Raw genomic sequence first — 25,469 nt, 5'->3', positions numbered from 1 at the left:
CCGTCCCCTGTGCTCCGCCTGGGTCATGCATCCCCGTTCCAGTGTTGCTCTTTGCTGTCAAGGCCCTATGAACCCCGATCACATGACCAACGGGCAGACGGAATGGTTGCCGAGCACACGATCTCCTGTTGCGGGACGCGTGACGGCCCGTCCGGTCGACCTCATCAAGACCGAAGCAGAACAGCGCGCGCGGACTGTCTGGCCGACTGCGGCCCGGCAACTCAGTTCCGCAAGGAGTTCCGCGTGCAGCCGGGGCCAGACACCTGCTTCGGTCCAGTCCCGCAGGCGGCGCCAGGCGGTCACGCCCGAGCAGCCCACCGCACTGGCAGGCACATCCCGCCAGGCCGCACCTTTGCGCAGCACGTAGACAATGCCGGCCAGTGCAATACGGTCAGGCACCCGAAGCTGGCCTGGGTGCCAGCGCCTTCGGGCGGGCTGCGGCAGCAGTGGGGCTATGCGCTGCCACAGGGCATTAGGGACAAGATCATCGGACACTCCGCAGACCCTGCCGATGAAAATCGTCGCCCATCAGCCGACACGCCCTCCCCAGTCCGCACACACCACCCCGAGGGAATTGCTCCGGAATCTCCCGGCAGTGAGCCCTTGCCTTCGCCCACCCGCAGGGAGCAAGATCCTCGCGCTGATCAAACGGAGATCGGGTGCCTGCGGTTCATGGAGTTCTAATGAGTGGCTTGGCCTGGTGCATCGTGCTCGTCACTGCCTGGATGAGCTGGTCTGTCTGGCGTATGGACGTGCTGCCAGCCTGGTGGCGCCGGCTGCCGATGCTGCTTCTCGCCGCCGGAGTGGCGGGGGTTGTCTCCGCATCGGAGCAGATGTTCGGAACCCCGGCGGACCGGATCGTCGCGGGTTCGAGCCTCGTCCTGGTCCTGGCCGCGTGGGCGGTGAGTCTGGGGGAACGCCGAAGGCAGGGTACTGGCCGACACTAGGGTGCCGTCCCTCGTGTGCCCCGGAACTCGGTAGCGGTCGACACGGGCACAGACCCTCCTCTTGAGAAACGTGCCAAAGCGATGCTCGCGGCTACGACGTGCGGATCGTGGACGGCACGCTGGTCCCGGTCCGTGACCGCAAGGTCGGCGCCTCGAGCCGCAACTACCGGTTCTCCGCGAACGTGCAGGTCATCATCGACGCCGACACCCGCCTGGTCGTAGCCACCGCCCGCCCGGCCCCGGGCTGCACGGCCGACGCCCATGTATGGCGCGACTCCGGCCTGCCGCAGCAGTGCCAGGGCGTCACCGTGCTCGGCGACGGCGCCTACATCAACACCGGCCTGGTCGTCCCGCACCGCAAACGACCCGGCCGGGCCCTCCTGGCCGGCGAGGAAGCCGACAACGCGGAGCATCGCCGGGTCCGTGCGCGGGTCGAGCATGCGATCGGCCGGCTGAAGAACTACAAGATCCTCCGCGATTGCCGACAGCACGGCGACGGCCTCCACCACGCAGTCCAAGCTCTCGCCCACATGCACAACCTCGCCCTGGCCACCTGATCAGAACAGCCATGATCGCCCTCTGGCCTGCAAAAACACGGCCTTCTGCAACACCCTTTACTGATCGTTTCAGAATGAGCCGCTGGCTGACCGCCCACCGTCGTCCTCTGCCAGCCGGTCCGCGGCATCGACGGGCCGTGCGGCGGGCTCGAGTGCCAGGAGGGGCCGCAGCTGCTGGATGACCCTGCACACCGTGGCAGGCGAGACCCCGAAGAGCGGCGCGAGCTGCCGCATGGTGAGGTTCGTGCGGTAGTAGACAGCCACCAGCAGCACCCGGTCGGCAAGCGGCAGACACCACGGCCTCCCGATGCGCGGCCCGCCGCCACCCCTCTCCCGCACCACCTTCAACAACCGCTCGAACTGCTTCATCGGCAGCCCCGTGAACGTCTCCACCCATAACGGATCAGCCGTCAACACCCCACGCATACAAGGGAAATGCCCTGATCACGGCCTTCTGCAACATGCTTTAAGTCGAACTTCATCGATGCGCTGCGGCTGTTGACCGACCCATTGGACGGGCGGCGCAGTAGGTGGTGGGAGACGGATGATGTCCATGCCTGGACTGAGAGCAGCGCTGAACTGGCCGCGGTGTACGGCGGATTGGAGCCTGCAGAGGCAGGCACGCACCTGCAGGCATTGGTGGGTGCGGCCGAAGAGGCCGGCCTGCCGGATGGTCACCGTGCCCGTTACACCGTGCAGTTCACCCGGCCGGCCGTCGACGCGAGGCCGCAGCGCCCGGCGCGGTCGGCGGGCCGACTGCTGGATGACCTGGAACCGGAGGCGCGCCGCACGATTCGGCACGTCTACCTGCCGCCGATGCGCAACGCCCAGCAGGAGCTGGCCTCCAGCTCCGGCAACCGGCTGCGGCTGATCCTCGCCGCCGAACTGGGCGGGGAGGAAGCCATCAAGGCCTTCGAGACGGAACAGGTCCAGCACTTCCGCGGCCTGGAGCGACACGACAAGATCAAAGCAGCCCGCAAGCGCATCAACGACCCGCTCGCGCTGCTCCCAGGAAGAAGAAGACCGAACCGGACGACGACAAGCAGACCGAAGCCGCGGGCGAGGGCCCGACCTGTGACCTCATCGCTGCTGCGGCCGCACCTGCAACGGACGACGGTAACGGTGACAGTGAGGACGACCCGCAGCCGGAGGTCGGCTTTAACCGCGCCTCCCACCTCAGACGTCACCTGCTGCAGTGGCAGGTGCCGGAGAGCGCCTTCCACATCGCCGAAAGCAAGCCCACTCTGGAACCGGAGCTGATGCGCGCCGAAAACCGTTCCCTGCTCGGAGAGGTCTTCTTCGACCTCCGCCCACGCTCCGACCATCACTGGGAGCCGGTGGAGAAAGCTGCCACCGACGAGGCGCGGGCCGCCGCGTTCGGAAGCCTGTTCACCTCCGCCACCGTCAAGCTGCCCAAGGGCGACTACGCCTACCGCCTGGCCGAGCGCCCCACCCTCAATCCAGACGGCTTTGAGGTGCCCGAGCATCCGGCCACCGCCATCCGCTGGATCGCAGGAGTGGACGGCCAGAGCGCATGAGCGAGAGCCGACAGTGGGCGCTATTTGATCCGAGGCGCGCGTCAGCCCACCATGATCCTCGTCCCGCGCACCGCGGAAGATCTTGAACAGGCCGACGCGGCGGCCCGTGAACTTGGTGGCCTGGTGGCGCGCGAGGAGTTCTTCCAGCAGCGGCTCGGTGAGGTCTTCACGACGGGGGCTGCCGTTCTGGCCGCGCCGCCCCCTTCGTCAGGCGCCGCACGGTTTACGGTAGGGGTGGATCCGGCCGACCGTCTGCTCCCAGCGCGTCCGGCTGATCGGGTGCGGGCCGAGGGAGCAGAGGTAAAGGTAGGCGTCCTTGGCCTTGTAGTCGGTGAGCCGGATGCCTTCTCCGCCGCCAGGCAGCCGGTTTGTCGTCATAGCCAGCGTCCGGCCGTCGGGGCTGAACTCGCCCGCCTGCGCGTACGGGTCCGGCAGTGTGCCTTGGTCCGAGGGATGCGCGGGGTTCCCTACGTCCCATAGGTGGGCCTGCCCGTAGGCCGGCTGCTCGGCCAGGGTGCGCAGGTCGGGGCTGAGCGAGAATGCCGACAGCTTGCCGTCTCCGGTGACCACCCCGATCTTCTTCGGGTGTGCGGCGGTGTCGCCTATGTTCCACAGTGTGATGCTGGAGTCGTTGGCGGTCGACACGGCGAGCGTATCTTCGTTGATGAAGCCCGCACTCTCCACTTTTGCCGAGATTCCTCCCGAGGAGATCTCATTAGGATGCCTTGGATCCGTCAGGTTCCACATGAACAGGGGGCCCGTGTAATCCCACATGGCCAGAAGATGCGTCTTGTCGTTGTACGCGAGACCGCTGATGTTGGTTGGCTGACGGAAGCGGAATAGGCGCTGCGGCGTGGTGATGTCGCCGATGTTCCACAGGTTGGCCCCCGTGTCATCCCAGACCAGCAGTAGGTTGTCGTTCAGCAAGTGCGTGAAGACCTGCGAGAATTGGCCTTTGTCGTGCACCGGGATCTTGCGGCCGTGCTGGGGGCTGCCAGGGTCGGTAATGTCGAAGATGGCGACAGCCGGGCGGTCTGCGGTGCTCACTGCAAGGGTCCGTCCGTCGTTGGAGACTGTTGCGTTGCCGACCGCGGCGAACTGTGACTTCCGCCTGGGTTTCCGGGGGGCGTGCATGTCCCACAAGGCGACTTTGTTCCGGTCCTTGTTCTGGGTGATCAGTGTCCTTCCGTCGCCGATGAAGTCGGCGTGGGCCCACTCCTGCGGGAATGTGTAGGCGACCGTGGGGTGGTGGGGGTCCGCGACGTCCCAGATCTGGGTGCGGCCCGGCGGGGTGGTGGGCGCTGAGACCGCGAGCAGCCGCCCGTCGGCGCTGAACGCTGTGCCAGGCGTGCCCGAGCCGGCTGCGGCGACGTCGCCTGGTAGCGCGGGCGGGCTTGCCGAGGTCCACAGTGCAACCGGGCCCTTGTCGCCGCCGCTGGCGAAGGTGGAGCCGTCCGGGCTGTAGGCGACTGCATAGACGGGCAGCGTGGTGGGATAACTGGTGAAGACGTCGATCCGTCGGGTGTCCGGGGGGCCGGCGTCGCCGGTGTTCTCCCACTGCTCGACCGTCCCAGTCGCGTCGGCGGCGAGGAACGTCCTGCCGTCCGGCTTGAAGGAGATCGACAAGATGGCGCCCTGACCATCCACCGAAAACGGTTCCACGTTCCTGGCCGTGGGGCGGTCGATTCTGGTGGTGTCCCAGACCGCCATAGCACCCAGCACCCCGCCGGCAGCGAGCAGAGTGCCCTGCGGGTTGAAGGCCAGGCTCTCGACGGAGTTGGCCCGCAAGGTCGCCGCCGGGGCCTTACCGGCCCGGCCGTGAGTGTCGAGGTCCCAGAGGGTGACCCTGCTGGTGCCCCGGCCGCCCCCGGTCGCCGCGGTGCCGACGGCGAGTGTCTTGCCTTTGGGCGCGAAGGCGACGGCATGCACGTCTGCTGTGCCAGCGGTCACCTGCGGGAGTTGTGTGGGGCGGTCGGCGGAGGTCGTGTCCCACAGGTGGACGACTCCGTGGGCGCCCGTCACGGCGAGCAGCGAGCCGTCCGGGCTGAAGGCGATGTGCGGCGGCAGGATCGCCGGGCTCGTTTGGTGCGCCGTCGAGACGGGCTTGGCCGGGTCGGTCAAGTCCCACAGGGTCAGCGAGCGCTCTGTCTGGACGGCGAGCGTGTTTCCGCCGGGCCGGTAGGCAATGGCCGCGAGCCCATCGGTGTGGATGACCGCGCGGGCGACCGGCCGGTGGGGGTCGGAGATGTCCCACAGCCGTACCGTGCGGTCCTTGGCGGAGGCAGCGAGGAGGCGGCCGTCGCCGCTGTAGGCCACGTTGAACACTCGGTCGGTGAGCCCGGTCAGGGCGGCGGGAGCCGTTGTCACGTACGAGTGCAGCACACTGGCGCTGGCCTCGGAGGTGGGAGAGACGTCGTAGGCGGCCAGGCTCAGCCCGAGGGCCGTCGCAGGGTCGCCGTCGCGCAGTGAGTCGGCGAGCAGCGCGAGTTGCCGGGATGCGATGACGTCTGCCCGGTCAGCTGCGACCCGGCTTTGCCACACGGCGATCAGGCCGCTGAGCAGGGCGGCGATCAGTACGCCCACGCCGGCCGCCACCTCTACTCTGCGGAGCCGGTGCCTGCGCACGCTCCGCGCTAGGAAGCGCTGTTCGGTGGCTGCGAGTGCAGCACGATGGCTGGCGTCGGCGAACCACTTGCGGGCTTCGGCAAGACGCGGGCCGCCGTACAGGACCGTACGGTCGCGTGTTCTGTCCCACTCGCGTGCCGCGTCAGTGAGCTGACGGTGGATCAGCAGTCCGCGCCGGTCCTCGTCGATCCACCCCCGCAGCCGCGGCCACGAGCGCAGCAGGGACTCGTGGGCGATCTGGGCGGTGTGGCCGTCGACAGTGATCAGCCGCGCGTCAGCCAGTGCGTTCAAGGCTGCCGTGATGTGAGCCGCCTCGGATGCCGGGCGCACTGCGGCCAGCTCGGTCAGGTCGACCCGCCGCCGAGTGTCCTCGAAGTCCCCGCCGACATGCACCATGCGCAGGAGCAGCAGCCGGGCAGCCTGGCGGCCGCCGGGGTCGAGCCCTTCGTAGACGCGGTCGGCCTCCCGGGTGACGGCATTCCATACTCCACCGCTCGCCTCATACCGCCGGATGAGCAGATCGCGGCCGTCGCGGTGCACCCAGGTCTGCTCCAGGGCATACGAGAGCAGGGGGAGAAACCCGGACTCGGTGGGCTCCCGCCGGTCCCCGCCGATCCGCAAGTCGCGCAGCACCAGACCGCTCAGGCCCTCCTCCAGCCGGTAACCGGCCACCGCAGCGGGCCGCTCGATGGCGTCCCGGAGTTCGTCGGGGGTCATCGGCACCACCGGCACCTGGTACTCCCGGAACGTTGGGGCCAGTTCAGGGTAGGCAAGGCAGCGGCTGTAGAAGTCGGCGCGGACCGCGGCCACGACCATGGCCGTCGCGGGCCGGGACCCGTCAGGTCTGCCGACCGAGCACAGCGCCTCGACGAAAGCGCGGCGCTCGACCTCGTCGGCGCACTGGGTGAACAGCTCCTCGAACTGGTCCACCAGGATCAGCAGCCGGCCGTCGTCCCCGTCCTGTCGGCCCAGTGCCTGCCTGATCAACGTGGACAGCTGTTCCGGATGCTCGCGCAGCCGCGCGGCGAGCGCATCCTCGGGCATCTCGACATCCTGGGCAAGTCGCCTGGCCAGCGTGCTCAGCGGACGTTCCCCAGGAGTCAGCGAAAGGTGCGGCCAGGTTTCCGATCCGGTAACCCGCAGCTCTCCGCTCCGGATCGCTGGCACAAGTCCGGCATGCAGCAGCGAGGACTTGCCCGCGCCCGACGGCCCGACGACAGCGACCGGGCCGCCTTTGTCAGACCATTCCGACATCTTCCGCAGCACCTCACCGACGAGCTTCTCCCGGCCGAAGTAGTACGCGGTGTCGTCTGTGGTGAACGAGCGCAGACCTCGGTACGGGCACGGCGGTTCGGGCCCTTCCTGCTCCGGCCCCGGCGCATTGTCCGGCACTCGCGCTGGGCCGGCCGCCGGATTGTTCGCCAGCACCAGCTCGCCCGCACGGTCGCTGAGGTGCCGGTGCGGCTCCGGCAGCCCCTGACTGGGTAGCGTGCGTCGCAGATGCCGGTAGGCGTCCTCGACCGTCAGATCCGGCAGCCCAGCGGGGGCGCCCTCGCGTAGGAAGGACAGCAGCTCGCCGGTGAAGGCCGTGTACTGTGCCCCGACCGGGGCCAGGGCCTGCTCGTCGGCGGATGCCGACGTCAGCACGTATGTCCCGCCAAGAGAGGCGAGTTCGAAGGCACGGGTGGCCGCGGTGCCGAACGTACCCCGGGCACGCCCGGCGAAGCAGCAGTCGAGCACCACTACGACCGAGCGGGCGCGGCACTCGCTGAGGGTGTCGCGCACGGCTTGGTACGGCAGCGCCTTGTACGCCAGGCCGGTCACTGGGTCGTCGGTCGCCCGCGTCGCCAGGTACAGCTCGTTGCCCAGGCTGACCAGGCCGTGGCCCACGTAGTACACGAGCAGGGTGTCGGTGGCCTCCCTGGCCACTGCGGTCAGGGCGGTACCCAGGACGATCGGGTTTTCAGGGTTGGTGACGGAGTCCAGGTGCTCTGGCCGCAGACCGCACCGCTCCACCAGAGTCAGACCCAGCTCGCGTACCGTCTCCTCGACAGCCGGCACGTCAGGCAGCAGCGAACCTGGCACGTGACGGCCCGAGCCCACAATCAGGGCGCGGGAGCCCTTTGAATTCAGCGCGGTCGGCCGGTTCAGTGAACCAGACGGCGTCATGCGCCTTCCGCCCCTTCTTGGGCGGGACCAAGATCCCGCGCCAGGCGCTCAGCCGTCTCCCGCAGCTCCTGCGCCGTCTGAGGCCGCACGAGGTCCGAACTGATCTCCACCGTCGAGCCGTCGGCCCTGATGATCTTCACCTCCATCCGACCTGCCCGTCGCCTCAGCCACGTCACCGCGACCGTCGCGAACACCGTGAAGGCCCCGCCGTTCCCGAGGGCGACCGCCAGGGCCTCCATCCCGGTGCCGAGCGTGCCATTCTCGGGTGCCCCGGCTACCAGCCGTACCCGTCCCCGCAGTGATTCGTCGGCAATGAGCCACTCCCGCAGCGACCGCAGCTCATCTGATGAATGCATGCCTGCAACTTCCACCCGTACTTCCACGCGGACATGGTGGCACCAATTCTCTTGCCCTGACAGTTAGTTGACCCCACCTTTCGCCCCATCCGCCACTACTGAGAGCCGGTAACGGCACCGTGCGAACAGGGCCTTGGCGGTAGGCGAACGGCTCGGAGGCCGTGTACCGCTGGGCGATCGCCCAGCGGTAGAACAAGGAGAGGATGCCGTGCAGGCGCAGCCCGGCGGAGGCCAGGTTGCAGCTCCGAGGTTCACGCCGTGCTTGTTGTACAGCTCCAGACAGGTCTCGTAGTCGGCTGGCCGCCAACCCTGCACAGTCGGGATGATGTCGAAGTCGGGGTCCTCGGCCATCAGGTCGACGAAGTTACACATGGGCGGTCGATGTGCTCGCGCACGGAAGCGAGATTTGCTCGGGTCGACGTCCGAGAGACCGTTCAGGAGTGGCGATGGCCGGTTCCGCGAAGCCATCGGCTTCGCGGCGGAGAGGTGGCTGGCCTCTCCCTACCGACCATCGTGCGGCGTCTGGCCCGCCGGGAGTTCGTCGATCCCTTAAACCAGAGGCCGCGGTCTTAGAAGCTGTTGTCTTTCCGGGTGTGATTGGCGTGTTTCCGCTGGTTGCGGATCGGTGCGTAAGACCCGTGGGAGTAGTGGTCTGTCAGGTCGTCGTTCCCCGGGAGGTCTCGAATGCCGTCAGTCGTTGGACTACTGGAACAGCACGAGCTCTTTGCTCGGCGTCGGGTCGATGGCCTGCGTGAGGAGGCCGACCGCATTCAGGCCGAGTTGGCCGCGGCCGAGGAGGAATGGCAGGAGTGGGCGATCGCCCGGCGGCGGGTTGATACGGTTCTGGCTCCGGACAGCGCCGCTGACGCCGGCCCCCGAGCTGCCGCCCGGGCCTCGGGATGCGGCCAACCCGAAATCGCAGGTGCCGGTGTGGCGTGAGGAGGTCGCCTCTTCGGTGCTGTCGGTCGAGTACCAGCGCATCCTTCAAGCCGTCGCGGACCGTGTCCGTCTCGGCCAGGGGCCGCTGTCCTGCCAGGAAATGGCCGCAGTGTTCGGCATGGACGTGGTGCCGGCGCGGGTGGAGGCCTTGCGGTCGAAGGCGAAACGCCTGGTCGCCCGAGGCTGGCTGGCCGAGCCCGCACCCGGCCGGTTCACCCTCGTCCCCGGTGGGGCCGGGCCAGGCGACGGGTCATGAGGGCGGCCATCGACCAGTAGATCATCGCCTCGGCACTGGCGATACGACGCTCGAAGTCGCGGGCCAGGCGGCGGCTTCGCATCAGGTGCGCGAAGAGACGCTCGACGATCCACCGCTTGGGCAGCACCACGAATCCCTTCATGTTGTCGCTGCGCTTGACGATCGCCAGGACCAGGGCGAACGCGGCCAGGCAGTGCTCGACCAGACTGCCGGTGTAGCCGCCGTCGGCCCAGACCAGGGCCAGGCGATGGTGAGCGGCAGCCACCTGTTCCAGCAGGATGTGGGCAGCGGCGCGATCGCCCACATCCGCAGCGGTGACCATCACGCCCAGCAGCAGGCCGAGGGTGTCGACCACGACGTGCCGCTTGCGTCCGTTGACCAGCTTGACGCCGTCGAAGCCCACGCGTGCAGGCGCCGACCACGGCATCCGCCTTGACCGACTGCGAATCAATCACCCCAGCCGTCGGCAGGGCATTGTGCCCTCCCCTCTCCCGGTCCTGCCCGCGCACCCGGTCATGGAACTCCCGGACCAGGCCGCGATCGCGCCAGCGGCGGAAGAACGCATAGACCCGGTCCCACGGCGGGAAGTCGGCCGGCATCGCCCGCCACTTGATGCCGTTGTCCACGAGATAGCCGATCGCGTCCAGCATCGCCCGGTGGCAGTACGCTTCCGGCTGCCCGCCCTGGCCCTGCATCCAATCTGGCACCGGCAGCAGCGGCCGCACCACCACCCACTCCGCGTCCGTCATGTCGCTCGGATACCGACGCTCTCGCAGGCGATTGTCGGCAGCGTTTCCGAACTGGTGAGCCAGACAGTCGCAGTCCCGAGTACCCGCGGTGGGCTGCACGGGCATCGGCACGCACGACTGCGACACCAGGGCCTCCTGATGCTCGGTGATTCGACACCAGCGAGCTGTTCAGGAGGCCCTCCTCGCATGCGCCGAGCACCCGACGACCATCCAATCGCGACGGCCGTTCGAGCACCAAGTCCCCAGAGCATTACGACAAAAGCTACTTACGCGTCGGGGTGCTCCGGCAGGACGAGCCAGTCCGACCAGGAGATCTCGCGGCCGAGGAAGCGCGGCTGCTCGAACGGCCAGTCGGCGGCGATCCACTGCGGCACCAGCTCGTCCAGGGCCTGCTCGACCTTGCTGCCCACCAGCTCGTCCACCACCCACCAGGAGATCTCGCCGTCCGCGCCGGCCCTCTCCGGTGGGTCGATGTAGACGCAGCCGAGCAGAGCTGTCTCCGCCGCGTCGAACAGCGCGTAGTTGAAAGACTGGTGTGCGGCGATCTCCTTCTCGTGCCGCAACAGGTCGGCCTGGTCGGCCTCGTAGGTCATGGTGGCCGCGGGCCAGCCCCAGGCTGGGCCGAAGATGGTCCACAGCCGCTCGCGCGAACCCATCACAGCCGGATAGTCGAGCGGGGTGTCCGCCTCCCGGATCGGCCGCAGGTGATGACCACTGCCCGGCAGCGGTACCAGGACGGGATGGACGAAGTCATCGGGGAGCCAGCTCATAGCGCCCGACCGTAGCAGCGCGCGGCCGTCCGCTCCCCTGGATTTTCCCCGTATACCGCCAGGCCCTGCTCTCATGCCGGGCAGTGCCCGCGATCACCCGATCGAGACTCCCGTTCGATCGACAGACTCCATAATCGGTATGGCAACGGCTTCTAAGCTAAGCGAAGCCCGAAAAAAATCTACACAAGACTACCCGATGATCACACGATGTGACCATCGGGTAGTCTGTGTTCGATTGTGGCACCTCAAAATCGGACAGACCATCTTGTCCAGGGGTGAATTAAACGAACTGCCCGAAAGGGGAGGCAGCGCCGCAACCGGCCCCCTGCTTCCGGGCCGAGAGCCAGGCCCAGGTAGACCCGTGCCGGCGGTCACGCTTTTCTTTCCCCATGATCTGCATGATCAGCGTCACACAATTCCGTGACCACAGCCCTGGGGAACGTGACCGTCGACAGCAAAGGCCCGCAGCTATCGAGGAAGGCCCTACTTCCGCCCGGCCGACGGGACCGGAACCGTGGTGCCTCCCGTTCCCCGTTCACCGGCGAGCATCCACCCCCACGTCGTCAGCGAGATCCGGTAGATCCGCGCGGAGGACTTCGCGGTGCCCGCACCGGTGAGGTACCGCTCGACCGCCGCGGTGTACGACGAGGGCGGGGGGACAGGGGCACCACCCGGGCGCGCGGCCGGTCCGCTATTTCCGTGAGCACTGTCGCCAGATCATGAGCGCTGTCCGAGCAGACGGAGTTGCACGTACAGGTCGCCCGGGGCTCGTCCGCGGAGGCCGGTCTGGCCTTGCCCGGTCAGGCGGATGCGAGTGCCGTCCCGGACGCCGGGCGGGATCCTGACGGAGAGGGTGCGTCGGGTGCGTACTCGCCCCTGGCCGGTGCACTTGTCGCAGGCAGTGGAGGCGACTGTGCCGCTGCCGTCGCAGGTCTCGCACCGTATGGCCGTGTCGAAGCTGATCTTCTTGATGGTGCCGGACCGGGCCTCCGCGGAGTCGATCCAGCGGACCAGCAGAACCGTCGGCTTGAGGTCCGAGCCCAGGCCACTGCCCTGAGCGAGGTCGGCGACAGCGCCCGCCGGGCCCCGCGACCAGCACGGCAAATGATCTACAAGGGATTGTTGGCGAACCCTTGCCACCCTCTTACTGATCATGGCTGTTGCGCCGCGTACGGTTCCCGTAGCGGGGTGTCCCGTCAAGGATCTTCGAACAAGGGGAACGGATGACACCCAGTCGCCGGGCAGTGCTGGCGGCCATGGCGGGAGGCGCGCTCGCCGGCTGTGCGGGCCCCCGGAGCGCGGCCGACCGCAGCGCTTCCGTCACCGGTTCTCCCTCCACATCCGCGGCGATCCGACCCAGTACGAGCGCGCCGGGCTCCAGCCCGTCGGCCACCGCGCCCAGCACGTCACGCGCCGTCACCCGCGCCGACATCGTGGCCCGGTACGGGCACGCGGTGCCGCATACCTGGGGCTTCGACGCACCCGCCGTGGTCCATGCGCTGCCGGCCGCCGAACGCGCGATCGCGCTGACCTTCGACGCCTGCGGCGGCCCGGGCGGCAGCGGCTACGACCGTGCGTTGATCGACTTCCTGCGCAGACGGGAGGTACCGGCGACCTTGTTCATCAACTCCCGCTGGATTGACGCCAACCCCGCCGTCTTCCGCCGGCTGGCCGCCGAGCCGCTGTTCGAGATCGCCAACCACGGCACCCGCCACCGCCCGCTTTCGGTCACAGGCCGCTCCGCCTACGGGATCCCCGGCACCCGCAGCGCCGCCGAGGTGTACGACGAGATCTCCGGCAACCAGACCAAGCTCACCCGGCTGCTGGGCACGCCGCCACGCTTCTTCCGCTCCGGCACCGCCTATTGCGACGACGTCGCGGCACGGATCGTCACCGCTCTGGGAGAACGCTTCGTCAGCTTCTCGGTCAACGGCGACGGCGGCGCCACCTTCACCCCCGAACAGGTCCGTTCCACCGTCGCCGCCGCCCCCGGCGGATCCATCGTCATCTGCCACATGAACCACCCCCGCGGCGGAACTGCCCGAGGCATCACCGCCGCCGTCCCCCAGCTGCTGGCCACCGGCCACAGTTTCACCCGCCTTTCGGACGCTCTCCACTGACGCTGCGTCCCGGCCGGAGCGGCGGCTGCCCCGAGGCGTCGGTGCAGGGCCTCGATCTTCCAGTGGTCGCGGACGAGTTGGGCGAGTTGCGCTCGATGGGCCGCGGTGGCCCGCTCGGCGGTCAGGCTGGTGACGGCGTAGAGCGTCTTGACGGTGGTCCTGCCGGTCTTGCGGTCAGTGCGCCGGCGCCTGATCTGGACGGCCTGGCGGGCTCCGGGGGAACAGGAGGCTGTTCACGGTGGCGACCTTGATCCGGCGCATCTCCGAGCGGCCGTGGCCGATGTCCCGGGTGCGTCCCTGAAGTGGGATGTCCTTCCAGGGAAGGGACTTGAGCTGCCGGCGCAGCTTCTTCTGGTTGCCCTCGACGATCACGATGGAGTGGGCGCCCCGGCCGAGGAGGTAGCCGGAGTGCTCACCCTGGGTGTGCACCGCGTCGCTGGTGACGACGGTTCCTGCCAGGTCGGCGACGGTGTCCAGCAGCGGCTTGAAGCAGGTGGTGGATCTTGCGGCCCTTGGCTCCGGCCGCGCCGCGCAGGCTTTGCCGTCCACCGCGCGGCCCGCGCAGCCCTTCCGCATCTGCGGAGCCGTTTCCCGTACAGGTGAGCTGCGACCGCAGGGCGCCGGATCCGCTCCCGAGCTCTTGTCTGCCGACGAAGGCCTTATCCAGGATCGCCATTGCGGCCTTGCCGTCCGGAATGGCACTGGACGAAGACGCACTCGTACGGGGCGTGGGCGACGATGATCCGGCCGGCTCACTGGGGTCGCAGGCCCCGGTGAGCGCCGCCGCGGCCACGAGGCACAGCGCCGCCGCGTTCCGTCGGGCTCCGGTTCGCGTCACGAATTCTGTCGCCCAATCGACATATCGCCCTTGAGCGGGTCCTTCACGACAATGGTCTTCGTCTTGACGTTACAGGGAGGCGCGATCCACGTCTTCACGGCGGTGAGCTTCCAGCCCACCTGCCCGCGGACGGCCCGGTACCCCTTGTTGGCGGTGTTCGTGTCGGTGACGGTCTACGTGCCCCTCCAGGTCCACGAGTTGCTGATCTTGGTGTCGACCTTCACCTTGGCCTTTTCGACGACAATGCTGGCCTCGGCGTACGTCGGAGGATCGTTCACCTCAGGGCAAGCCGCGGCGACCTGCGGCCTCTTGGCGGCGGTCTTGTCTCCGGTGAAAGTGAACTCGATTTCGTCATTGACGTGCGCGACGGTTCCGTCGTTCAGAACGCCCTGTGCGTCGTCAGCCGGTACCGGTTCGTCGTCCGACGTGGCAGCGCCGGCGTTGGTTGCCGCAGCCGCACGCCCGCAGCGGTCACGAAGCAAAGCGCGGTACGCGGGAGCTGGCGCGGAGTGCAGCGGCGATGTTGTGGGTGCCGGCGATGCGTAAGGCGCCGCATCCGGCGAGCCAGGCCTTGGTGCGCGGGCCGCCTCATCGCGTCAACGCAGCAGCGATCCAAGCCGGTTGACGACCGGCGAGGCGCGCTCAGGCGGAGGGTGCGCGGCGGGAGTTGGCCCGCAGAAGAAGTGCGGTGCCGACTGCGGCGGCGAGGAGGACGCCGCCCGCGGCCCAGGCCACCGTACTGGTGCGGAATGTCCCGGCTGAGTGCTCTGCACCTTGCTGCGCAGCGCAGGCTTTTCCGGGTGCGGCGGGGGTGATACGCAGACGGGCCCATGGCTTGCCGGGGCCGGCCTGGTCGGCGTCATGCCGGTAAACGACATAGACGCCGGGTGCGGAGTCGCATCTGAGGGTGGTGGTGGCGGTCAGGACGGCTCTGGCTCCGCGCAGGACGGAGCGGTCGGTGAATGCGCGGGAGGTGAGGGTGATGTCACCGTCCGATCCCTCGTCATAGTTGTCGGTGATCGTGACGCGGCTGCCGGCCCGGAAGGTCCGCACGTCCCATTCCGACTGGGGCCACGTCCTGTCGGGAGCCCAGCGTTCCTCCAGGCTGGGCGGGGACAGCTTCCGGACCTTGTTCCGGCAGACGCGGCGTGCCGCCTCGTCGGTGGCTTCAACGCGGACGCGTGCCCAACGGAACGGATGCTCCTCCGGGCCCACGTCTCCGGCGCCGTGCAGCAGGACCGGGTAGGTGCCGGGCCGGGTATCGCAGGCGACGGTCACGGTGGTGGTCAGCAGCGGATCCATCATCCGCAGCTTCCCTGCCCTGATGAACGCGGATGAGGTGATGGTCTCGGCGTAACTGGCCTCGCTGGTCTTGGCATTGACCGTCAGTGCGTCGCCGGGACGCACCGACCGGACGCTTCCGAACGGGAGGGACGACTCGAGCGGGGAGGCCGAGGCCGACCCGGCTGCCAGAAAGGACAGCAGGAGAGGGAGTGCCGCCCACGCGGTCCTGCGGAGTCGGTCCATCGCCTCGCCCATCACCTGTTTGACGCTATGTCAGTTGTTACTCGATAGTACAGTTTCATCGAACATGCGTACGACCAAAGGAAGTTCGGGGCTCGCTCACCGCACGGCCCCCTACAAGACGGAAAGGCACCTTGTTGCGTTCCAGACACAGATGGATTCCAGCCCTGGCGCTAGCCCTGTCGTCATATTCCCTCCCCAGCCTTCGGCCGGGAGGTGCCCCCAGCCCCGCGGCGCTGTGACGACAGGGCCTAGCCGTCAACTGCCGCCGCCCGCCGGGCCTTCGGGCCAGGTTGGCTGCGGTGGTCGGCCAGCCACGCGCCCACCAACCGGTCGAGCGCATCGGCATCGAGGTGGGCCAGGGTGCGGCGGATGGTCGTCTCGCGCGGCACCGGCAGGGTGCCGCTCAGAGCGCAGCGGCGCGCGCCGAGACGGTCCAGGACCGCCGGTGGCGCATCGGCGGCCCACTCGCTGATCGCCGGCAGCGAGGTCGCGCCGGTCGGTACCGCTCAGGCCGCGAGTGCCAGCACGTCCACCAGGCCATGGCGCACGTCGCGCGGCTTGCGGGGGTCGGGAACCCCGGCCAACCGGGCCAGCAGCCCCGGCAGTTCATCCTCGGCGGCGTCAGGCTGATCCCGGAGTTGGTGAAGGACGGGCGGGATCGGAGAAGATGCGACAGCGGGCACTGACTTCCGTAGGGATCACTGGACGGAGACATGGACGGCGCGAGCGGCCGTGAGGCCGCTCTGCGCCTCTGTCCGCCGGGAGTCAGCGCGGCGCCGTCGTCGGCCACGAACGCGGGTACGGCACGCGCAGCGTCTGCGTCTCGACAGGGGTGTGCTCCGCGGCGGCGTGCAGGCGCCCGTCGCGAAGGACGACGGCGCCGCTGCGGAGCATCATGGCGATGAGCTCGGCGGCGAGTGCCTCGGGCGTGCGGCCCAGAAGGCGCGCGGCGTCGGTCAGCCAGGCCCGCGCGTGCAGGTACGGCTCGACCTCGTCGTCGGGGATCCCGCCGCGGATCATGAGGGCGAAGGCGAAGACCCGCCGGACCCGTACCAGATGGCTCCGTCGGGGTCGTCGACGAGACGCCGAGCACGGCGCAGCGCGGTGACGAAGGCCGCGCCGGGGTCGGCGGGGATCGGCCCGTGCGAGGGGAGCAGCACGCGCGGGGCGAGGTCGGCCATCCGCTTCAGGGAGGCGAGAGCGGTGGCTGCCGCGTCGGGCCCGTCGAGGGCGAGGTTCACCCAGCCGACGTCGTAGTCCGACAGCGCGTCCCCGACCACGAGGAGCCGCTCTTCCGGCTGCCACAACGCGAGGTGCCCGGGCGTGTGCCCGGGGGTGCGGACCACTTCCCAGTCGGCAGCACCGAGGCGGAGGACCTGACCGTCGTCGAGCGCCATGTCGATGGTGTACGGGCTCACGGGCTGGTCGAGGTATTCCGCAGCGCAGCAGCCCGGGTCCCGGCACGCGACGGCGTCCGCCTCCGGGGCGCCGGCCGCGATGCCGGCGCCGCCCGCCTGCAGGAGGCCACCGACGTGGTCGGAGTGCCAATGGGTGTTCACGACCAGGCCGACGTCTCCGGCGTGGGCGCGGGCCCAGGCGGCCGTGTCCTCGGCGTGGCCGACGAATCCGCTGTCGACCAGGGCGGGTTGGCGTCCGTGGAGCAGGAGCAGGTTGGCGTCGGGAAACGGCCTTTGCTGCCAGGTCACCCAGGACGGCAGCGGCCGCGGGCTCACCGCTCAGGCCTGTTCACGCGGATCAGCGTCTGCTGGCCGTTGGCGACGAGCGACCGCCGGCCGTCCTGGACGCCGAACACCTCCAACTGGCACACGGTCAGGGTGCGCCCGGACTTCAAGACCGTTCCGACTGCCTCGATGTGGTCGCCGACGGTGGGCGCCAGGAGATTGATCTTGTACTCGACCGTGAGCACGTCGGTGTTCTCCGGGAACAGCGTGAACGCGGCGTAGCCGCCCGAGGTGTCCGCGATCGCGCTGGTGGCGCCGGCGTGGAAGTAGCCATGCTGCTGCGTCACTTCGGGCCGGCTCGGGAGGAGGATGTGCACACGGCCCGGCGCGATCTGCGTGATCCGTGCACCGAGGAGGCCCATCAGCCCCTGACGCTCGAAACTCGTCCGGATGCGCGCCTGCACCTCGGGGCTCGCCTGTTCCTGCTGCGCCTGCTCTTCCATGTGCTCTCCTTCGGCGGACATCACGCTGTTGAACGCGTTCGGGCGGGTCCGTCAGCCGGCCAGGCGTTCCACCAGTAGGAACCCACCGATGACGATCATCATGGCACCGGAGGCGCGGGTGACTGCCCGGGCCGCCGAAGGCCGGGTCTTCAGGACGGTGCGGGCCAGCATGCCGACGGCGAGGTAGACCACGGCGCAGGCGGTCATGTGGAGCGTGCCGAGCAGTCCGGTCTGCGCGGCGACCGGCCAGCCCGCCCCGGCGTCGATGAACTGTGGGAACAGCGAGAAGTACAGAAGCAGCGCCTTCGGGTTCAGGCCGCTGATGCCGGCTCCCCTGAGCATGATCCGCCGGCGCGAGGAGGGCATGCCCTCCGCGGACGCGCCCAGGACCGCCGGCCGCGACAGGACACCCCGGCCCAGCCACATCAGGTAGGCGGCCCCGGCGACGGTCAGCGCGGTGAGAACGGTGGCCGAGTTCGCCACGATCACCACCAGGCCGGCCACGGCGAGCACCGTGTATCCCGCGTATCCGGCTATCAGTCCGGCGACCGCCGGGACGACCGACCGGTCGCGTAGCCCAGCCGTGATCGCGTAGGTCCAGTCCGCGCCCGGGGTGAACACCAGCAGCAGATCCACTGCCAGGAAAGCCGCCACCGTCGTCGTGTCCATCGATCGTTCCCTCTCGCGTTCCTTGCCGTGAGAGGGAAGATTAGGTGTGATTTGCCCGAAGGTGTTTCTGTCTTTTCTCCATGATCGCGCCTGATGGGGGAAAATCTGTCTCATGGATGCCCTGGACCGGAAGATTCTTACCGAGCTACAGCTGGATGGCCGTCTGACGGTGACCGAGCTGGCCGCCCGCGTGAAGCTGAGCGTCTCGCCCTGCCACCGCCGCCTGCGTGACCTCGAACGCGAGGGCGCGATTCGCGGCTACCGCGCGGTCGTCGACCCGGCCGCCGTCGGTCTCCACTTCGAAGCCCTGGTCTTCGCCACCCTGCGCTGGGAGGACCGTGACACCGTCTCCGCGTTCGAGGAGGCCGTGGCCGCCGTCCCGCACGTGATCCAGGCCCAGCGCCTGTTCGGTGAGCCCGACTATCTCCTGCGCGTCGCCACCGCCGACCTGGCCGCCTTCCAGCAGCTGTACGACCAGCGGCTGGCCACCCTGCCGGGCGTCCAGCGCCTGACCTCCACCCTTGTCATGAAGCACGTCGTTGACGATCGCCCACTGCCCGAGTAGGCCATTTCGATCGTGGTCTTCTTGGGCCGGCGCGCCCGCGACTCCGGTCCGGAGCGCGGTCCGGACAGGGGAGTTGGCTTGACCGATTTCGGGCGCGTTGCCGGACTGCCCCTGGCCGCCCCTCGCTGCCACCGTGTTCTCCGACTCGACCTGACCCGGACTGGTGTCCGGGAGTGCGGCCGTCAGAGCGCGGCCGGGGCGGTCGCCAGCCGGTCGAGTATGAAACGACCGGCCCGGTCCAGTGCCGCGTCCGCTTCGTCGAGCGAACCGGTGAACGACTGGAAGACGTGTGGCACGTCGGCGGTGACGTCGAGGATCACATCGACACCGGCTGCGGCCGCCCGCGTCGCCAGTCGGGTCGAGTCGTCGAGCAGCACCTCGTTCGTTCCTGCCTGCAGCAGCAGCGGCGGCAGCCCGGCGAGGTCGGCGTGCACCGCGGGGCTCAGCAGTGGGTGCCGCGGGTCCTGGCCCGACAGGTAGTGGGCGCCCAGACGCTGCAGCGACTGGCGGGTGAACAGCGGGTCGATCCCGTCCTTGGTCGTCATGCTCTCGCCGCTGCGGGTCGCGTCCAGCCCGGGCGAGAACGCGACCACCCCGGCCGGGCGCGGCAGGCCGGCGTCACGCGCGGCGAGCACGGTCGTGATGCTCAGCCCGCCGCCGGCCGAGTCCCCGGCCAGTACGATCCGCTCGGCCGGCACACCGTGCTCGAGCAGGTCGCGGTAGGCCGCGACGCCGTCGTCGATCGCGGCCGGGAACGGATGCTCCGGTGCGAGCCGGTAGTCGAGCGAGACGGCCCGGGCACCCGTACGCCGCACGAGCGCCGCGGTGATGTGCTGGGCTGTGGCGGGCGAGCCAAATATCCAGGCCCCGCCGTGGAAGTAGAGGATCGTCCCTCCGATCGGCCCGTCCTGCGGCTCGATCTCCAGTGCCGGGCGGCCACCGAGGCTGCTCGGGGTGAGGGAGACTCCGAGCGGCGATGGGCTACCGGCCATCATCGCGGCGAAAGCCACGCGCAGTTCGTCCGGTGTGCGACTGGCGTCGAACGCCGCCGATCGCAGCAGGGCGTCAACCGTCGCGCGCTGTTCCTTGCTCATGCTGTCCTCCGTGTCGAGGTGAGTGCGGGATCATGACCCCGGGGCGAGAGCTCGACTATATTCCAAGGAAGATACTTCCTGAGAAGATGGGGTGCCATGTGACCAATCACGCACAGGTGTTCGCCGACCTCGTCCGGTACGAGACGAGGCTCTACAACGTCCTCGGCGAGCGTCTGCGGGCCCAGCACGGGTTGACCGCCAGCCAGTTCGAGTTCCTACGGATCATCGGCGGCCGTGACGACTGCCGGGTGAACGACCTCGCCCAGGAGGTCGCCATCACCGTGGGTGCGACCAGCAAGGGGGTCGACCGACTCGAGGCCGCAGGGTGGGTGAGTCGCCGTCCCAACCCGCAGAACCGCCGCTCGTCGCTGCTCGCCCTGACGGAGGCGGGCCGGCAACTCCTGGATGCCGCCACGCCGACCTTCGAGAACGAGTTGCGCACATGGCTCGCCGACCCGTTGACCGCGCGGTCACTCGAACAGCTGGCGACCGCCCTCGCCCAACTGCGGGGGACTGTCGAGGACGCGCGTGTCGGCATGCCCTCAGGCTGAACGATCGCGGCAGCCGTCGACGTCGAACGGCTCGGAGGATATGCCCGATGTCGAATGGCCGACACGTGGCCGAGTCGCGGGTGGCATGGCGGCGAGGGATAGCGGCGCCTGCGCACCAAGCGTCAGTCCAACGGCCCCACAAAGCCTGACGGTTATCGCTGCCCCCACTGCCGAACCGTCAGCTGCCCGCGGAGGCCGCCAACTACAGGTCAGTACAGCGACAACTACGGGCCAGGACGCCTCGCCCACCACAAGATGTCCGTCTCGCCGACTCGAAGGCCGGGCTCGCCGCGTGGATCGTCGAGCCGGTCAGAAACGCGCGTCCACGTCAGCCCAGTGGATGACGTGTCCGGGCTCCTGGCGGTCGCCATGCGCGGCGGTGAGCTGGTCGATGATCTCCAGCCCGCGGCCGTGCTCGCCGCGGGTGCAGCTGACTGCCCAGTCGCCGTCCACGGCGGCCGGGCCGCCGTCGGAGATTTCGATGTGCACGCGCCGGGTGTCCGGGTCGCGGCTCAGGTCGAGGTTCAGTGGGGGCTGTGCGTGCTCCACGGCGTTGGTGACGAGTTCGGAGACGGTCAGCAGCACCGAGTCGGCCGTCTCATCGGCGACGCTCCACTGAGTCAGGACCCTTTTGGTGATCCTGCGGGCTTCTGAGGCGGCTTCCGGGCGGTGCGCCAGGAGCCAGGCGCCCCCCGATGCCTGCGGGCGCCGGGCAGCGGCGTGCCACGCGGAGAGGTCCGGGGTGTAAACGCAGGTCACGGTCATCACCTTCTTCCGGCGCCGCGATGGCGCCTTGGTCGTGACCAGAACCCCTAACGGTTCACGATCAGATATATCACCGATCTATATAGACTGTCTATATAGATCGGTGATATAGATGAGGGTATGGATGAGACACCTGAAGAGGGTCCCCGGGAGGTGGCGGCGGCGCTGAACGAGCTGACCACCGGAGTGGCCAGGTACCTCCTGTCGGACCGGCAGGGCATGAGTCTGACCACCGTCGCGGTGCTCAACAGGCTGGAGCGGGAAGGTCCGATCCGGCTGACCGCGCTGGCAGCGGCGGAGGGCATCGCTCAGCCGTCGATGACCGTGCTGGTGCAGCGGCTGGAAGCCCAAGGTCTGGCAACGCGAGTGGGCCATCCCGAAGACGGACGGGTGCGCGTCGTCGCCATCACGGACGCCGGGCGCGAGCTGATGGCCCAGCGCCGGCGCACGCAGACCGCCCGGGTGGCCGACCTTCTGGCCGCGTTGCCCGAGCAGGACGTGCAAGCGCTGCTCCAAGCCATGCGCACGGCCCTGCCCATCGTCCAGCGGATGGTCCAGGCCGCCCCGTAACCCGGGGTTCCCAGTGGCGGGTCAGCCCCCAGAACCTCCGGGCGGCGCTCTCAGGTGTCCTCTCCTGCAGGCGGGACCTGCTCCGTTGCCCGTCGCGCCCCGCGCGCGCCGGGCCCCGGTCCTGGCGCCTGCCCCATATCGGAGTTCCGGAAAGGCCGGAAAGGGCGGAGATCCCATGAACACCATCTCGACACCCGGCACTGACGCGCCGTCGGCGGAGGCACCGGAGTACCCCATGACCCGGGCGGCCGGCTGCCCGTTCGACCCGCCGCCGGCCCTGCGCACCCTGCAGACCGAAGCCCCGATCAGCCGGGTCCGGCTGTGGGACGGCAGCACCCCATGGCTGGTCACCCGCTACGAGGACCAGCGGGCGCTGCTGACCGATCCGCGGATCAGCGCGGACAGCACTCACCCGCACTACCCGCACGTGGGCGCGGGCCAGAAGGAGCGCCGGAGGCAGTCGCGGAGCTTCGTCGCGATGGACGATCCGGAGCACGCCCGGCTGCGCCGGATGGCCACCGCGGCCTTCTCCATCAAGCACGTGGAGGCGCTGCGGCCGGCCATCCAGAAGATCGTGGACGATCTGATCGACGAGCTGCTGGCCGGCCCCAAGCCGGTGGACCTGGTCCAGGCGTTCGCGCTGCCGGTGCCGTCGCTGGTGATCTGCGAGCTGCTCGGCGTCCCGTATGCCGACCACGACTTCTTCCAGGCCAACAGCAAGGTGCTGGTCAAGCGCACCGCCACGCCGGAGCAGGGGCGGGCGGTCACCAAGCGGCTGGTCGACTACCTGGAACGGCTGATCGGCGACAAGCTCGTCCACCCGGCGGACGACCTGCTCTCCACGCTGGCCGCGCGGGTCAGGGCCGGGGAACTCTCCCGACGTGAAGCGGCCGACATGGGGTTGCTGCTGCTGGTCGCCGGGCACGAGACCACCGCGAACATGATCGCGCTGGGCACCCTGGCCCTGCTGCAGCACCCGGACCAGCTGGCCCGGCTGCGCGAGAGCGACGACCCGAAGGTGGTCGCCTCGACGGTCGAGGAACTCCTGCGCCACCTGAGCATCGTGCACAGCGGACGGCGCCGTGTGGCCCTGGAGGACATCGAGTTCAGCGGGGTGACGATCCGCGCCGGCGAAGGTGTCATCGTGGCCAACGACATCGGCAATCGCGATCCCGCCGCCTTCCCCGACCCCGACCGGCTGGCCATCGCCCGCGACGCGCGCCATCACGTGGCCTTCGGCTTCGGTGTGCACCAGTGCCTGGGCCAGCCGCTGGCCCGGGTGGAACTGCAGGTCGTCTACGGCACCCTGTACCGCCGCATCCCGACCCTGCGGCCGGCGGCGGACCTCGACCAGATCCCGTTCAAGTACGACGGGCTCGTCTACGGCGTCTACGAACTGCCCATCACCTGGTGACCGCGGCCAAGTGCCGCGCGGGAATGGAGGATCCGATGAAGGTGATCGTCGACCAGAACAAGTGCGTCGCTTCCGGCCAGTGCGTGTTGGCCACGCCGGAGGTGTTCGACCAGCGCGAGGAGGACGGCATCGTCGTCCTGCTCAAGAAGACCCCGCCCGAGCACCTGGTGGACGACGTCCGGCAGGCCGTCGTCCTCTGCCCGGCCCAGGCGATCTGGGTGGAAGAACAGGAGGACGTGAAAGAACAGGAGGACAGGAAGTGAAGCGGATCGTCATCGTCGGAGCCTCGGCCGCAGGTCTGACCGCGGCCGAGACCCTCCGCCGCCGAGGCTGGGACGGCGACCTCACCCTGATCGGCGAGGAGCCACATCCGCCGTACGACCGGCCTCCACTGTCCAAGCAGATCCTCACCGGCGCCTGGAAGCCCGAACGGACCACCCTGCGCTCCCTGCAGGACCTGGCGAGACTGGAGGCCGACCTGCGGCTCGGACAGCGCGCCACCGCCCTCGACGTGGAGGGCGGCCAAGTGCGCCTCGGCAACGGCGAGAGCATCGGCTTCGACGGTCTGATCATCGCTACCGGTGTGGCCCCCCGGCACCTTCCCGACAGCGATCTGGCCGGGGTCCACGTCCTGCGCACGCTCGACGACGCTCTCGCCCTGCGCGCCGCGCTGCTCACCGGGGCCCGGGTGGTCGTGGTCGGCGCCGGATTCCTCGGCACCGAAGTCGCCGCGGCGGCCCGGACCATGGGCTTGGAGGTGACCCTGGTCGAGCCGGAGCCCGTCCCGGTGCGGCGCCCGTTCGGCGACCGCGTCGGAGCGCTCATCGCCGACCTGCACCGCGACCACCACACGCGCCTGCGCTGCGGGATACCGGTGCGCCGGCTGTGCGGCGCGGGCGGCCGGGTGACCGGGGTGGAACTCGGCGACGGCACCACGCTGCCGGCCGACGTCGTCGTCCTGGCCCTCGGCTCCACGCCCGCGACCCGTTGGCTGACCGGCTCGGGCCTGCGACTGCGGGACGGGGTGGAGTGCGACGCGCTGTGCCAGGCCGCACCCGGCATCTACGCCGCCGGCGACGTCGCCTCCTGGCGCAACCCGCACTTCGGCATCCGCATGCGACTGGAACACCGGATGAACGCCACCGAACAGGCCATGGCCGCGGCCGGCAACCTGCTCGGCGACGCCAAACCGTTCTCTCCCGTGCCCTACTTCTGGACGGACCAGTACGACACCAGGATCCAGGCGTACGGCATCTTTCCACCCGGCTCGGACGTGCGGATCGTCCACGGTGACCCGGTCGACGGCTACTTCGCCGCCGCCTACGGGCACCACGGGAGGGTGGTCGGCGTACTCGGCTGGAACACCCCCCGCCAAGTACGTACGCTGCGCCGCCTGGTCGTCGAACGCGCGTCGTGGACAGCCTTCACGACCACACCCGCGCTCCTCCCCGCAACCGTGAACTAACCCCAGCCACAGGAAGCAATGCGGGAGAACGACCTGATCCGCCGGACAGGCCTAGCCGCGTGCGAGGCCGTCGATCATCAGGGCGAGGGTGAAGTCGAACCGGTCGTGGCCCTCGCCGGCGGTGAGCTCGGCCGCGTAGCGGGTGGTGTGAGGGAAGGTCTCGGCCGGCAGTGCGCTCAGTCGGCGCTGGAGCTCGTCGGTGTCGACGACCCAGTCCGCCTCGTTGTGGACCTTGCGCTGCTTCACGATGGAGATCTCCAGGCAGTAGCCCGCCACGTACAGCAAGAGGGCGTCGATGGCCCAGGCGGCGGACTGCGGGGCGACGCCGCCGGCGAGCAGGATGGCCAGCATGCCTTCACTGACACGCAGGGTCTCGAGGTCGGTGGGGGCCATGGCGAGCGCGGCGCGGGAGATTCCGGGGTATTTCAGGTACTGGTCGCGCATCTGGGCGCACACGCCGCGGATCTGCTCCCGCCAGGCTGAGGGGTCGGGCTCGGGTAGTACGAGCTCGGCGCACAGCCGCGCGATGAGCAGTTCGTCGAGGTCGGCCTTGTTGACCACGTGGGCGTAGAGCGAGGCGGGTCCGGTGTCGAGCGCGCCGGCCAGCCGGCGCATGGTCAGTGCCTCGTAGCCCTCTGTGGCGATGACGCCCAGCGCGGTGTCGATGACCTGTTCCACGGTGATCGGGGCCTTGCGCCGCCGCGGCCTGGGGGCGGCTTCGACCTCGGGGTTCGGCAGATGGTGGCGCGCCGCGCGTCGCTCTCTCGGGTTCACCCGACCACTATAACTTGACACGAACG

General features: G+C 69.2%; 27 protein-coding genes and 5 pseudogenes. 12 read left to right on the top strand and 20 right to left on the bottom strand.

What is annotated here, in order from left to right; translation table 11 throughout:
* Positions 1-177: 177 nt before the first annotated feature.
* Positions 178-495, bottom strand: a pseudogene (locus ACIQTP_RS38435) (transposase); the annotation flags it as partial.
* A 188-nt stretch (positions 496-683) separates the two neighbouring features.
* On the opposite strand from ACIQTP_RS38435, the gene ACIQTP_RS38430 reads away from it, so the two are divergent.
* Entirely contained in the window at positions 684-947 is a 264-nt protein-coding gene (locus ACIQTP_RS38430) for a hypothetical protein (RefSeq protein ID WP_403408708.1), read from the top strand.
* Between the two features lie 98 nt (positions 948-1,045).
* A complete protein-coding gene (locus tag ACIQTP_RS38425; RefSeq protein ID WP_403408706.1) occupies positions 1,046-1,504 on the top strand; it encodes a transposase family protein in 459 nt (152 codons plus the stop codon).
* Positions 1,505-1,600: 96 nt separating this feature from the next.
* Here ACIQTP_RS38425 and ACIQTP_RS38420 read toward each other — a convergent pair.
* Positions 1,601-1,930 (bottom strand): annotated as a pseudogene (locus ACIQTP_RS38420) (transposase family protein); the annotation flags it as partial.
* A 72-nt stretch (positions 1,931-2,002) separates the two neighbouring features.
* Between ACIQTP_RS38420 and ACIQTP_RS38415 the strand changes: the two are divergent.
* Positions 2,003-2,764, top strand: coding sequence for a hypothetical protein (locus ACIQTP_RS38415; RefSeq protein ID WP_403408704.1), 762 nt, complete (start codon positions 2,003-2,005; stop codon positions 2,762-2,764).
* A complete protein-coding gene (locus tag ACIQTP_RS38410) occupies positions 2,764-3,042 on the top strand; it encodes a hypothetical protein (protein ID WP_403408702.1) in 279 nt (92 codons plus the stop codon). Before ACIQTP_RS38415 ends, ACIQTP_RS38410 begins: the two co-directional genes overlap by 1 nt.
* A gap of 207 nt (positions 3,043-3,249) precedes the next feature.
* Here ACIQTP_RS38410 and ACIQTP_RS38405 read toward each other — a convergent pair whose 3' ends face one another.
* Both ACIQTP_RS38405 and ACIQTP_RS38400 read right to left on the bottom strand, forming a co-directional pair.
* Positions 3,250-7,728, bottom strand: coding sequence for a caspase family protein (locus ACIQTP_RS38405; RefSeq protein ID WP_403408700.1), 4,479 nt, complete (start codon positions 7,726-7,728; stop codon positions 3,250-3,252).
* 104 nt (positions 7,729-7,832) lie between these two features.
* A complete protein-coding gene (locus ACIQTP_RS38400) occupies positions 7,833-8,219 on the bottom strand; it encodes a hypothetical protein (RefSeq protein ID WP_358741373.1) in 387 nt (128 codons plus the stop codon).
* Between the two features lie 657 nt (positions 8,220-8,876).
* On the opposite strand from ACIQTP_RS38400, the pseudogene ACIQTP_RS38395 reads away from it, so the two are divergent.
* Positions 8,877-9,387 (top strand): annotated as a pseudogene (locus ACIQTP_RS38395) (hypothetical protein).
* On the opposite strand, the gene ACIQTP_RS38390 reads toward ACIQTP_RS38395, so the two are convergent.
* The 4 genes and pseudogenes from ACIQTP_RS38390 to ACIQTP_RS38375 all read right to left on the bottom strand — a co-directional run bounded on the left by ACIQTP_RS38390 (position 9,344) and on the right by ACIQTP_RS38375 (position 12,010).
* The gene (locus ACIQTP_RS38390) at positions 9,344-9,790 is read right to left on the bottom strand and encodes a transposase (RefSeq protein ID WP_403408698.1); all 447 of its coding nucleotides are present in this window, start codon (positions 9,788-9,790) and stop codon (positions 9,344-9,346) included. The pseudogene ACIQTP_RS38395 and the gene ACIQTP_RS38390 sit on opposite strands and share 44 nt — an antisense overlap.
* A 172-nt stretch (positions 9,791-9,962) precedes the next feature.
* Positions 9,963-10,082, bottom strand: a pseudogene (locus ACIQTP_RS38385) (transposase); the annotation flags it as partial.
* Positions 10,083-10,402: 320 nt separating this feature from the next.
* Positions 10,403-10,906 carry an N-acetyltransferase gene (locus tag ACIQTP_RS38380; protein WP_403408696.1) on the bottom strand — a complete coding sequence of 168 codons (504 nt, stop codon included), beginning with the start codon at positions 10,904-10,906 and terminating at the stop codon, positions 10,403-10,405.
* Positions 10,907-11,623: 717 nt separating this feature from the next.
* Entirely contained in the window at positions 11,624-12,010 is a 387-nt protein-coding gene (locus tag ACIQTP_RS38375) for a DnaJ C-terminal domain-containing protein (protein ID WP_403408694.1), read from the bottom strand.
* A 119-nt stretch (positions 12,011-12,129) separates the two neighbouring features.
* On the opposite strand from ACIQTP_RS38375, the gene ACIQTP_RS38370 reads away from it, so the two are divergent.
* Positions 12,130-13,026, top strand: a complete 897-nt coding sequence (locus ACIQTP_RS38370) for a polysaccharide deacetylase family protein (RefSeq protein ID WP_403408693.1) — start codon at positions 12,130-12,132, stop codon at positions 13,024-13,026.
* Between the two features lie 174 nt (positions 13,027-13,200).
* Here ACIQTP_RS38370 and ACIQTP_RS38365 read toward each other — a convergent pair whose 3' ends face one another.
* The 9 genes and pseudogenes from ACIQTP_RS38365 to ACIQTP_RS38325 form a co-directional block, all read right to left on the bottom strand.
* Complete coding sequence (locus ACIQTP_RS38365; protein WP_403408691.1) at positions 13,201-13,602, bottom strand: hypothetical protein; 402 nt, start codon at positions 13,600-13,602, stop codon at positions 13,201-13,203.
* Positions 13,603-14,037: 435 nt separating this feature from the next.
* On the bottom strand, positions 14,038-14,346 hold the full coding sequence (locus ACIQTP_RS38360; RefSeq protein ID WP_403408689.1) for a hypothetical protein: 309 nt from the start codon (positions 14,344-14,346) through the stop codon (positions 14,038-14,040).
* 160 nt (positions 14,347-14,506) lie between these two features.
* Positions 14,507-15,271, bottom strand: coding sequence for a hypothetical protein (locus tag ACIQTP_RS38355; RefSeq protein ID WP_403408687.1), 765 nt, complete (start codon positions 15,269-15,271; stop codon positions 14,507-14,509).
* 368 nt (positions 15,272-15,639) lie between these two features.
* Positions 15,640-15,885: pseudogene (locus tag ACIQTP_RS38350) on the bottom strand (ISAs1 family transposase); the annotation flags it as partial.
* A gap of 12 nt (positions 15,886-15,897) precedes the next feature.
* Positions 15,898-16,074 carry a hypothetical protein gene (locus tag ACIQTP_RS38345; RefSeq protein ID WP_403408685.1) on the bottom strand — a complete coding sequence of 59 codons (177 nt, stop codon included), beginning with the start codon at positions 16,072-16,074 and terminating at the stop codon, positions 15,898-15,900.
* Between the two features lie 82 nt (positions 16,075-16,156).
* On the bottom strand, positions 16,157-16,411 hold the full coding sequence (locus ACIQTP_RS38340) for a hypothetical protein (protein WP_403408683.1): 255 nt from the start codon (positions 16,409-16,411) through the stop codon (positions 16,157-16,159).
* Positions 16,408-17,124 carry an MBL fold metallo-hydrolase gene (locus ACIQTP_RS38335; RefSeq protein WP_403408681.1) on the bottom strand — a complete coding sequence of 239 codons (717 nt, stop codon included), beginning with the start codon at positions 17,122-17,124 and terminating at the stop codon, positions 16,408-16,410. The genes ACIQTP_RS38340 and ACIQTP_RS38335 overlap by 4 nt, the downstream gene beginning before the upstream one ends.
* Positions 17,121-17,576 (bottom strand): PaaI family thioesterase, encoded by a 456-nt coding sequence (locus ACIQTP_RS38330; protein WP_403408679.1) that lies wholly within the window; start codon positions 17,574-17,576, stop codon positions 17,121-17,123. The genes ACIQTP_RS38335 and ACIQTP_RS38330 overlap by 4 nt, the downstream gene beginning before the upstream one ends.
* A 51-nt stretch (positions 17,577-17,627) precedes the next feature.
* Positions 17,628-18,245, bottom strand: a complete 618-nt coding sequence (locus tag ACIQTP_RS38325; protein WP_403408677.1) for a LysE family translocator — start codon at positions 18,243-18,245, stop codon at positions 17,628-17,630.
* Between the two features lie 112 nt (positions 18,246-18,357).
* On the opposite strand from ACIQTP_RS38325, the gene ACIQTP_RS38320 reads away from it, so the two are divergent.
* Positions 18,358-18,810: an Lrp/AsnC family transcriptional regulator gene (locus ACIQTP_RS38320; protein WP_101403125.1), complete on the top strand. Its 453-nt coding sequence runs from the start codon at positions 18,358-18,360 to the stop codon at positions 18,808-18,810.
* Between the two features lie 182 nt (positions 18,811-18,992).
* Here ACIQTP_RS38320 and ACIQTP_RS38315 read toward each other — a convergent pair whose 3' ends face one another.
* Positions 18,993-19,904: an alpha/beta hydrolase gene (locus ACIQTP_RS38315; protein WP_403408674.1), complete on the bottom strand. Its 912-nt coding sequence runs from the start codon at positions 19,902-19,904 to the stop codon at positions 18,993-18,995.
* Between the two features lie 98 nt (positions 19,905-20,002).
* Between ACIQTP_RS38315 and ACIQTP_RS38310 the strand changes: the two genes are divergently transcribed.
* Positions 20,003-20,455 carry a MarR family winged helix-turn-helix transcriptional regulator gene (locus tag ACIQTP_RS38310; protein WP_403408672.1) on the top strand — a complete coding sequence of 151 codons (453 nt, stop codon included), beginning with the start codon at positions 20,003-20,005 and terminating at the stop codon, positions 20,453-20,455.
* Positions 20,456-20,764: 309 nt separating this feature from the next.
* Here ACIQTP_RS38310 and ACIQTP_RS38305 read toward each other — a convergent pair whose 3' ends face one another.
* Positions 20,765-21,214: an ATP-binding protein gene (locus tag ACIQTP_RS38305; protein WP_403408670.1), complete on the bottom strand. Its 450-nt coding sequence runs from the start codon at positions 21,212-21,214 to the stop codon at positions 20,765-20,767.
* 126 nt (positions 21,215-21,340) lie between these two features.
* On the opposite strand from ACIQTP_RS38305, the gene ACIQTP_RS38300 reads away from it, so the two are divergent.
* The 4 genes from ACIQTP_RS38300 to ACIQTP_RS38285 all read left to right on the top strand — a co-directional run bounded on the left by ACIQTP_RS38300 (position 21,341) and on the right by ACIQTP_RS38285 (position 24,669).
* Positions 21,341-21,790 (top strand): MarR family winged helix-turn-helix transcriptional regulator, encoded by a 450-nt coding sequence (locus ACIQTP_RS38300; protein WP_403408668.1) that lies wholly within the window; start codon positions 21,341-21,343, stop codon positions 21,788-21,790.
* Between the two features lie 175 nt (positions 21,791-21,965).
* Positions 21,966-23,204 carry a cytochrome P450 gene (locus ACIQTP_RS38295; protein WP_403408666.1) on the top strand — a complete coding sequence of 413 codons (1,239 nt, stop codon included), beginning with the start codon at positions 21,966-21,968 and terminating at the stop codon, positions 23,202-23,204.
* Between the two features lie 35 nt (positions 23,205-23,239).
* Positions 23,240-23,467 (top strand): ferredoxin, encoded by a 228-nt coding sequence (locus ACIQTP_RS38290; RefSeq protein ID WP_403408664.1) that lies wholly within the window; start codon positions 23,240-23,242, stop codon positions 23,465-23,467.
* Complete coding sequence (locus ACIQTP_RS38285; protein WP_403408662.1) at positions 23,464-24,669, top strand: NAD(P)/FAD-dependent oxidoreductase; 1,206 nt, start codon at positions 23,464-23,466, stop codon at positions 24,667-24,669. The genes ACIQTP_RS38290 and ACIQTP_RS38285 overlap by 4 nt, the downstream gene beginning before the upstream one ends.
* A gap of 51 nt (positions 24,670-24,720) precedes the next feature.
* On the opposite strand, the gene ACIQTP_RS38280 is transcribed toward ACIQTP_RS38285, so the two are convergent.
* Positions 24,721-25,443, bottom strand: a complete 723-nt coding sequence (locus ACIQTP_RS38280) for a TetR/AcrR family transcriptional regulator (protein WP_403408660.1) — start codon at positions 25,441-25,443, stop codon at positions 24,721-24,723.
* Positions 25,444-25,469 lie beyond the last annotated feature (26 nt).

Origin of the sequence: Streptomyces sp. NPDC090798 (genome assembly GCF_044768965.1) — a bacterium.
Taxonomy (GTDB): domain Bacteria; phylum Actinomycetota; class Actinomycetes; order Streptomycetales; family Streptomycetaceae; genus Streptomyces.
The sequence above is the reverse complement of the archived record's forward strand: the minus strand, read 5'-3'. Positions and strand labels throughout refer to the sequence as shown.

Bases quoted from the DNA above. Each gene is read 5' to 3' on its own strand.
- ACIQTP_RS38430 (WP_403408708.1), top strand. From the start codon at position 684: ATGAGTGGCTTGGCCTGGTGCATCGTGCTCGTCACTGCCTGGATGAGC.
- ACIQTP_RS38410 (WP_403408702.1), top strand. From the start codon at position 2,764: ATGCGCGCCGAAAACCGTTCCCTGCTCGGAGAGGTCTTCTTCGACCTC.
- ACIQTP_RS38380 (WP_403408696.1), bottom strand. From the start codon at position 10,906: ATGAGCTGGCTCCCCGATGACTTCGTCCATCCCGTCCTGGTACCGCTG.
- ACIQTP_RS38370 (WP_403408693.1), top strand. From the start codon at position 12,130: ATGACACCCAGTCGCCGGGCAGTGCTGGCGGCCATGGCGGGAGGCGCG.
- ACIQTP_RS38365 (WP_403408691.1), bottom strand. From the start codon at position 13,602: ATGCGGAAGGGCTGCGCGGGCCGCGCGGTGGACGGCAAAGCCTGCGCG.
- ACIQTP_RS38340 (WP_403408683.1), bottom strand. From the start codon at position 16,411: ATGATCCGCGGCGGGATCCCCGACGACGAGGTCGAGCCGTACCTGCAC.
- ACIQTP_RS38330 (WP_403408679.1), bottom strand. From the start codon at position 17,576: ATGGAAGAGCAGGCGCAGCAGGAACAGGCGAGCCCCGAGGTGCAGGCG.
- ACIQTP_RS38325 (WP_403408677.1), bottom strand. From the start codon at position 18,245: ATGGACACGACGACGGTGGCGGCTTTCCTGGCAGTGGATCTGCTGCTG.
- ACIQTP_RS38320 (WP_101403125.1), top strand. From the start codon at position 18,358: ATGGATGCCCTGGACCGGAAGATTCTTACCGAGCTACAGCTGGATGGC.
- ACIQTP_RS38315 (WP_403408674.1), bottom strand. From the start codon at position 19,904: ATGAGCAAGGAACAGCGCGCGACGGTTGACGCCCTGCTGCGATCGGCG.
- ACIQTP_RS38300 (WP_403408668.1), top strand. From the start codon at position 21,341: ATGGATGAGACACCTGAAGAGGGTCCCCGGGAGGTGGCGGCGGCGCTG.
- ACIQTP_RS38295 (WP_403408666.1), top strand. From the start codon at position 21,966: ATGAACACCATCTCGACACCCGGCACTGACGCGCCGTCGGCGGAGGCA.
- ACIQTP_RS38290 (WP_403408664.1), top strand. From the start codon at position 23,240: ATGAAGGTGATCGTCGACCAGAACAAGTGCGTCGCTTCCGGCCAGTGC.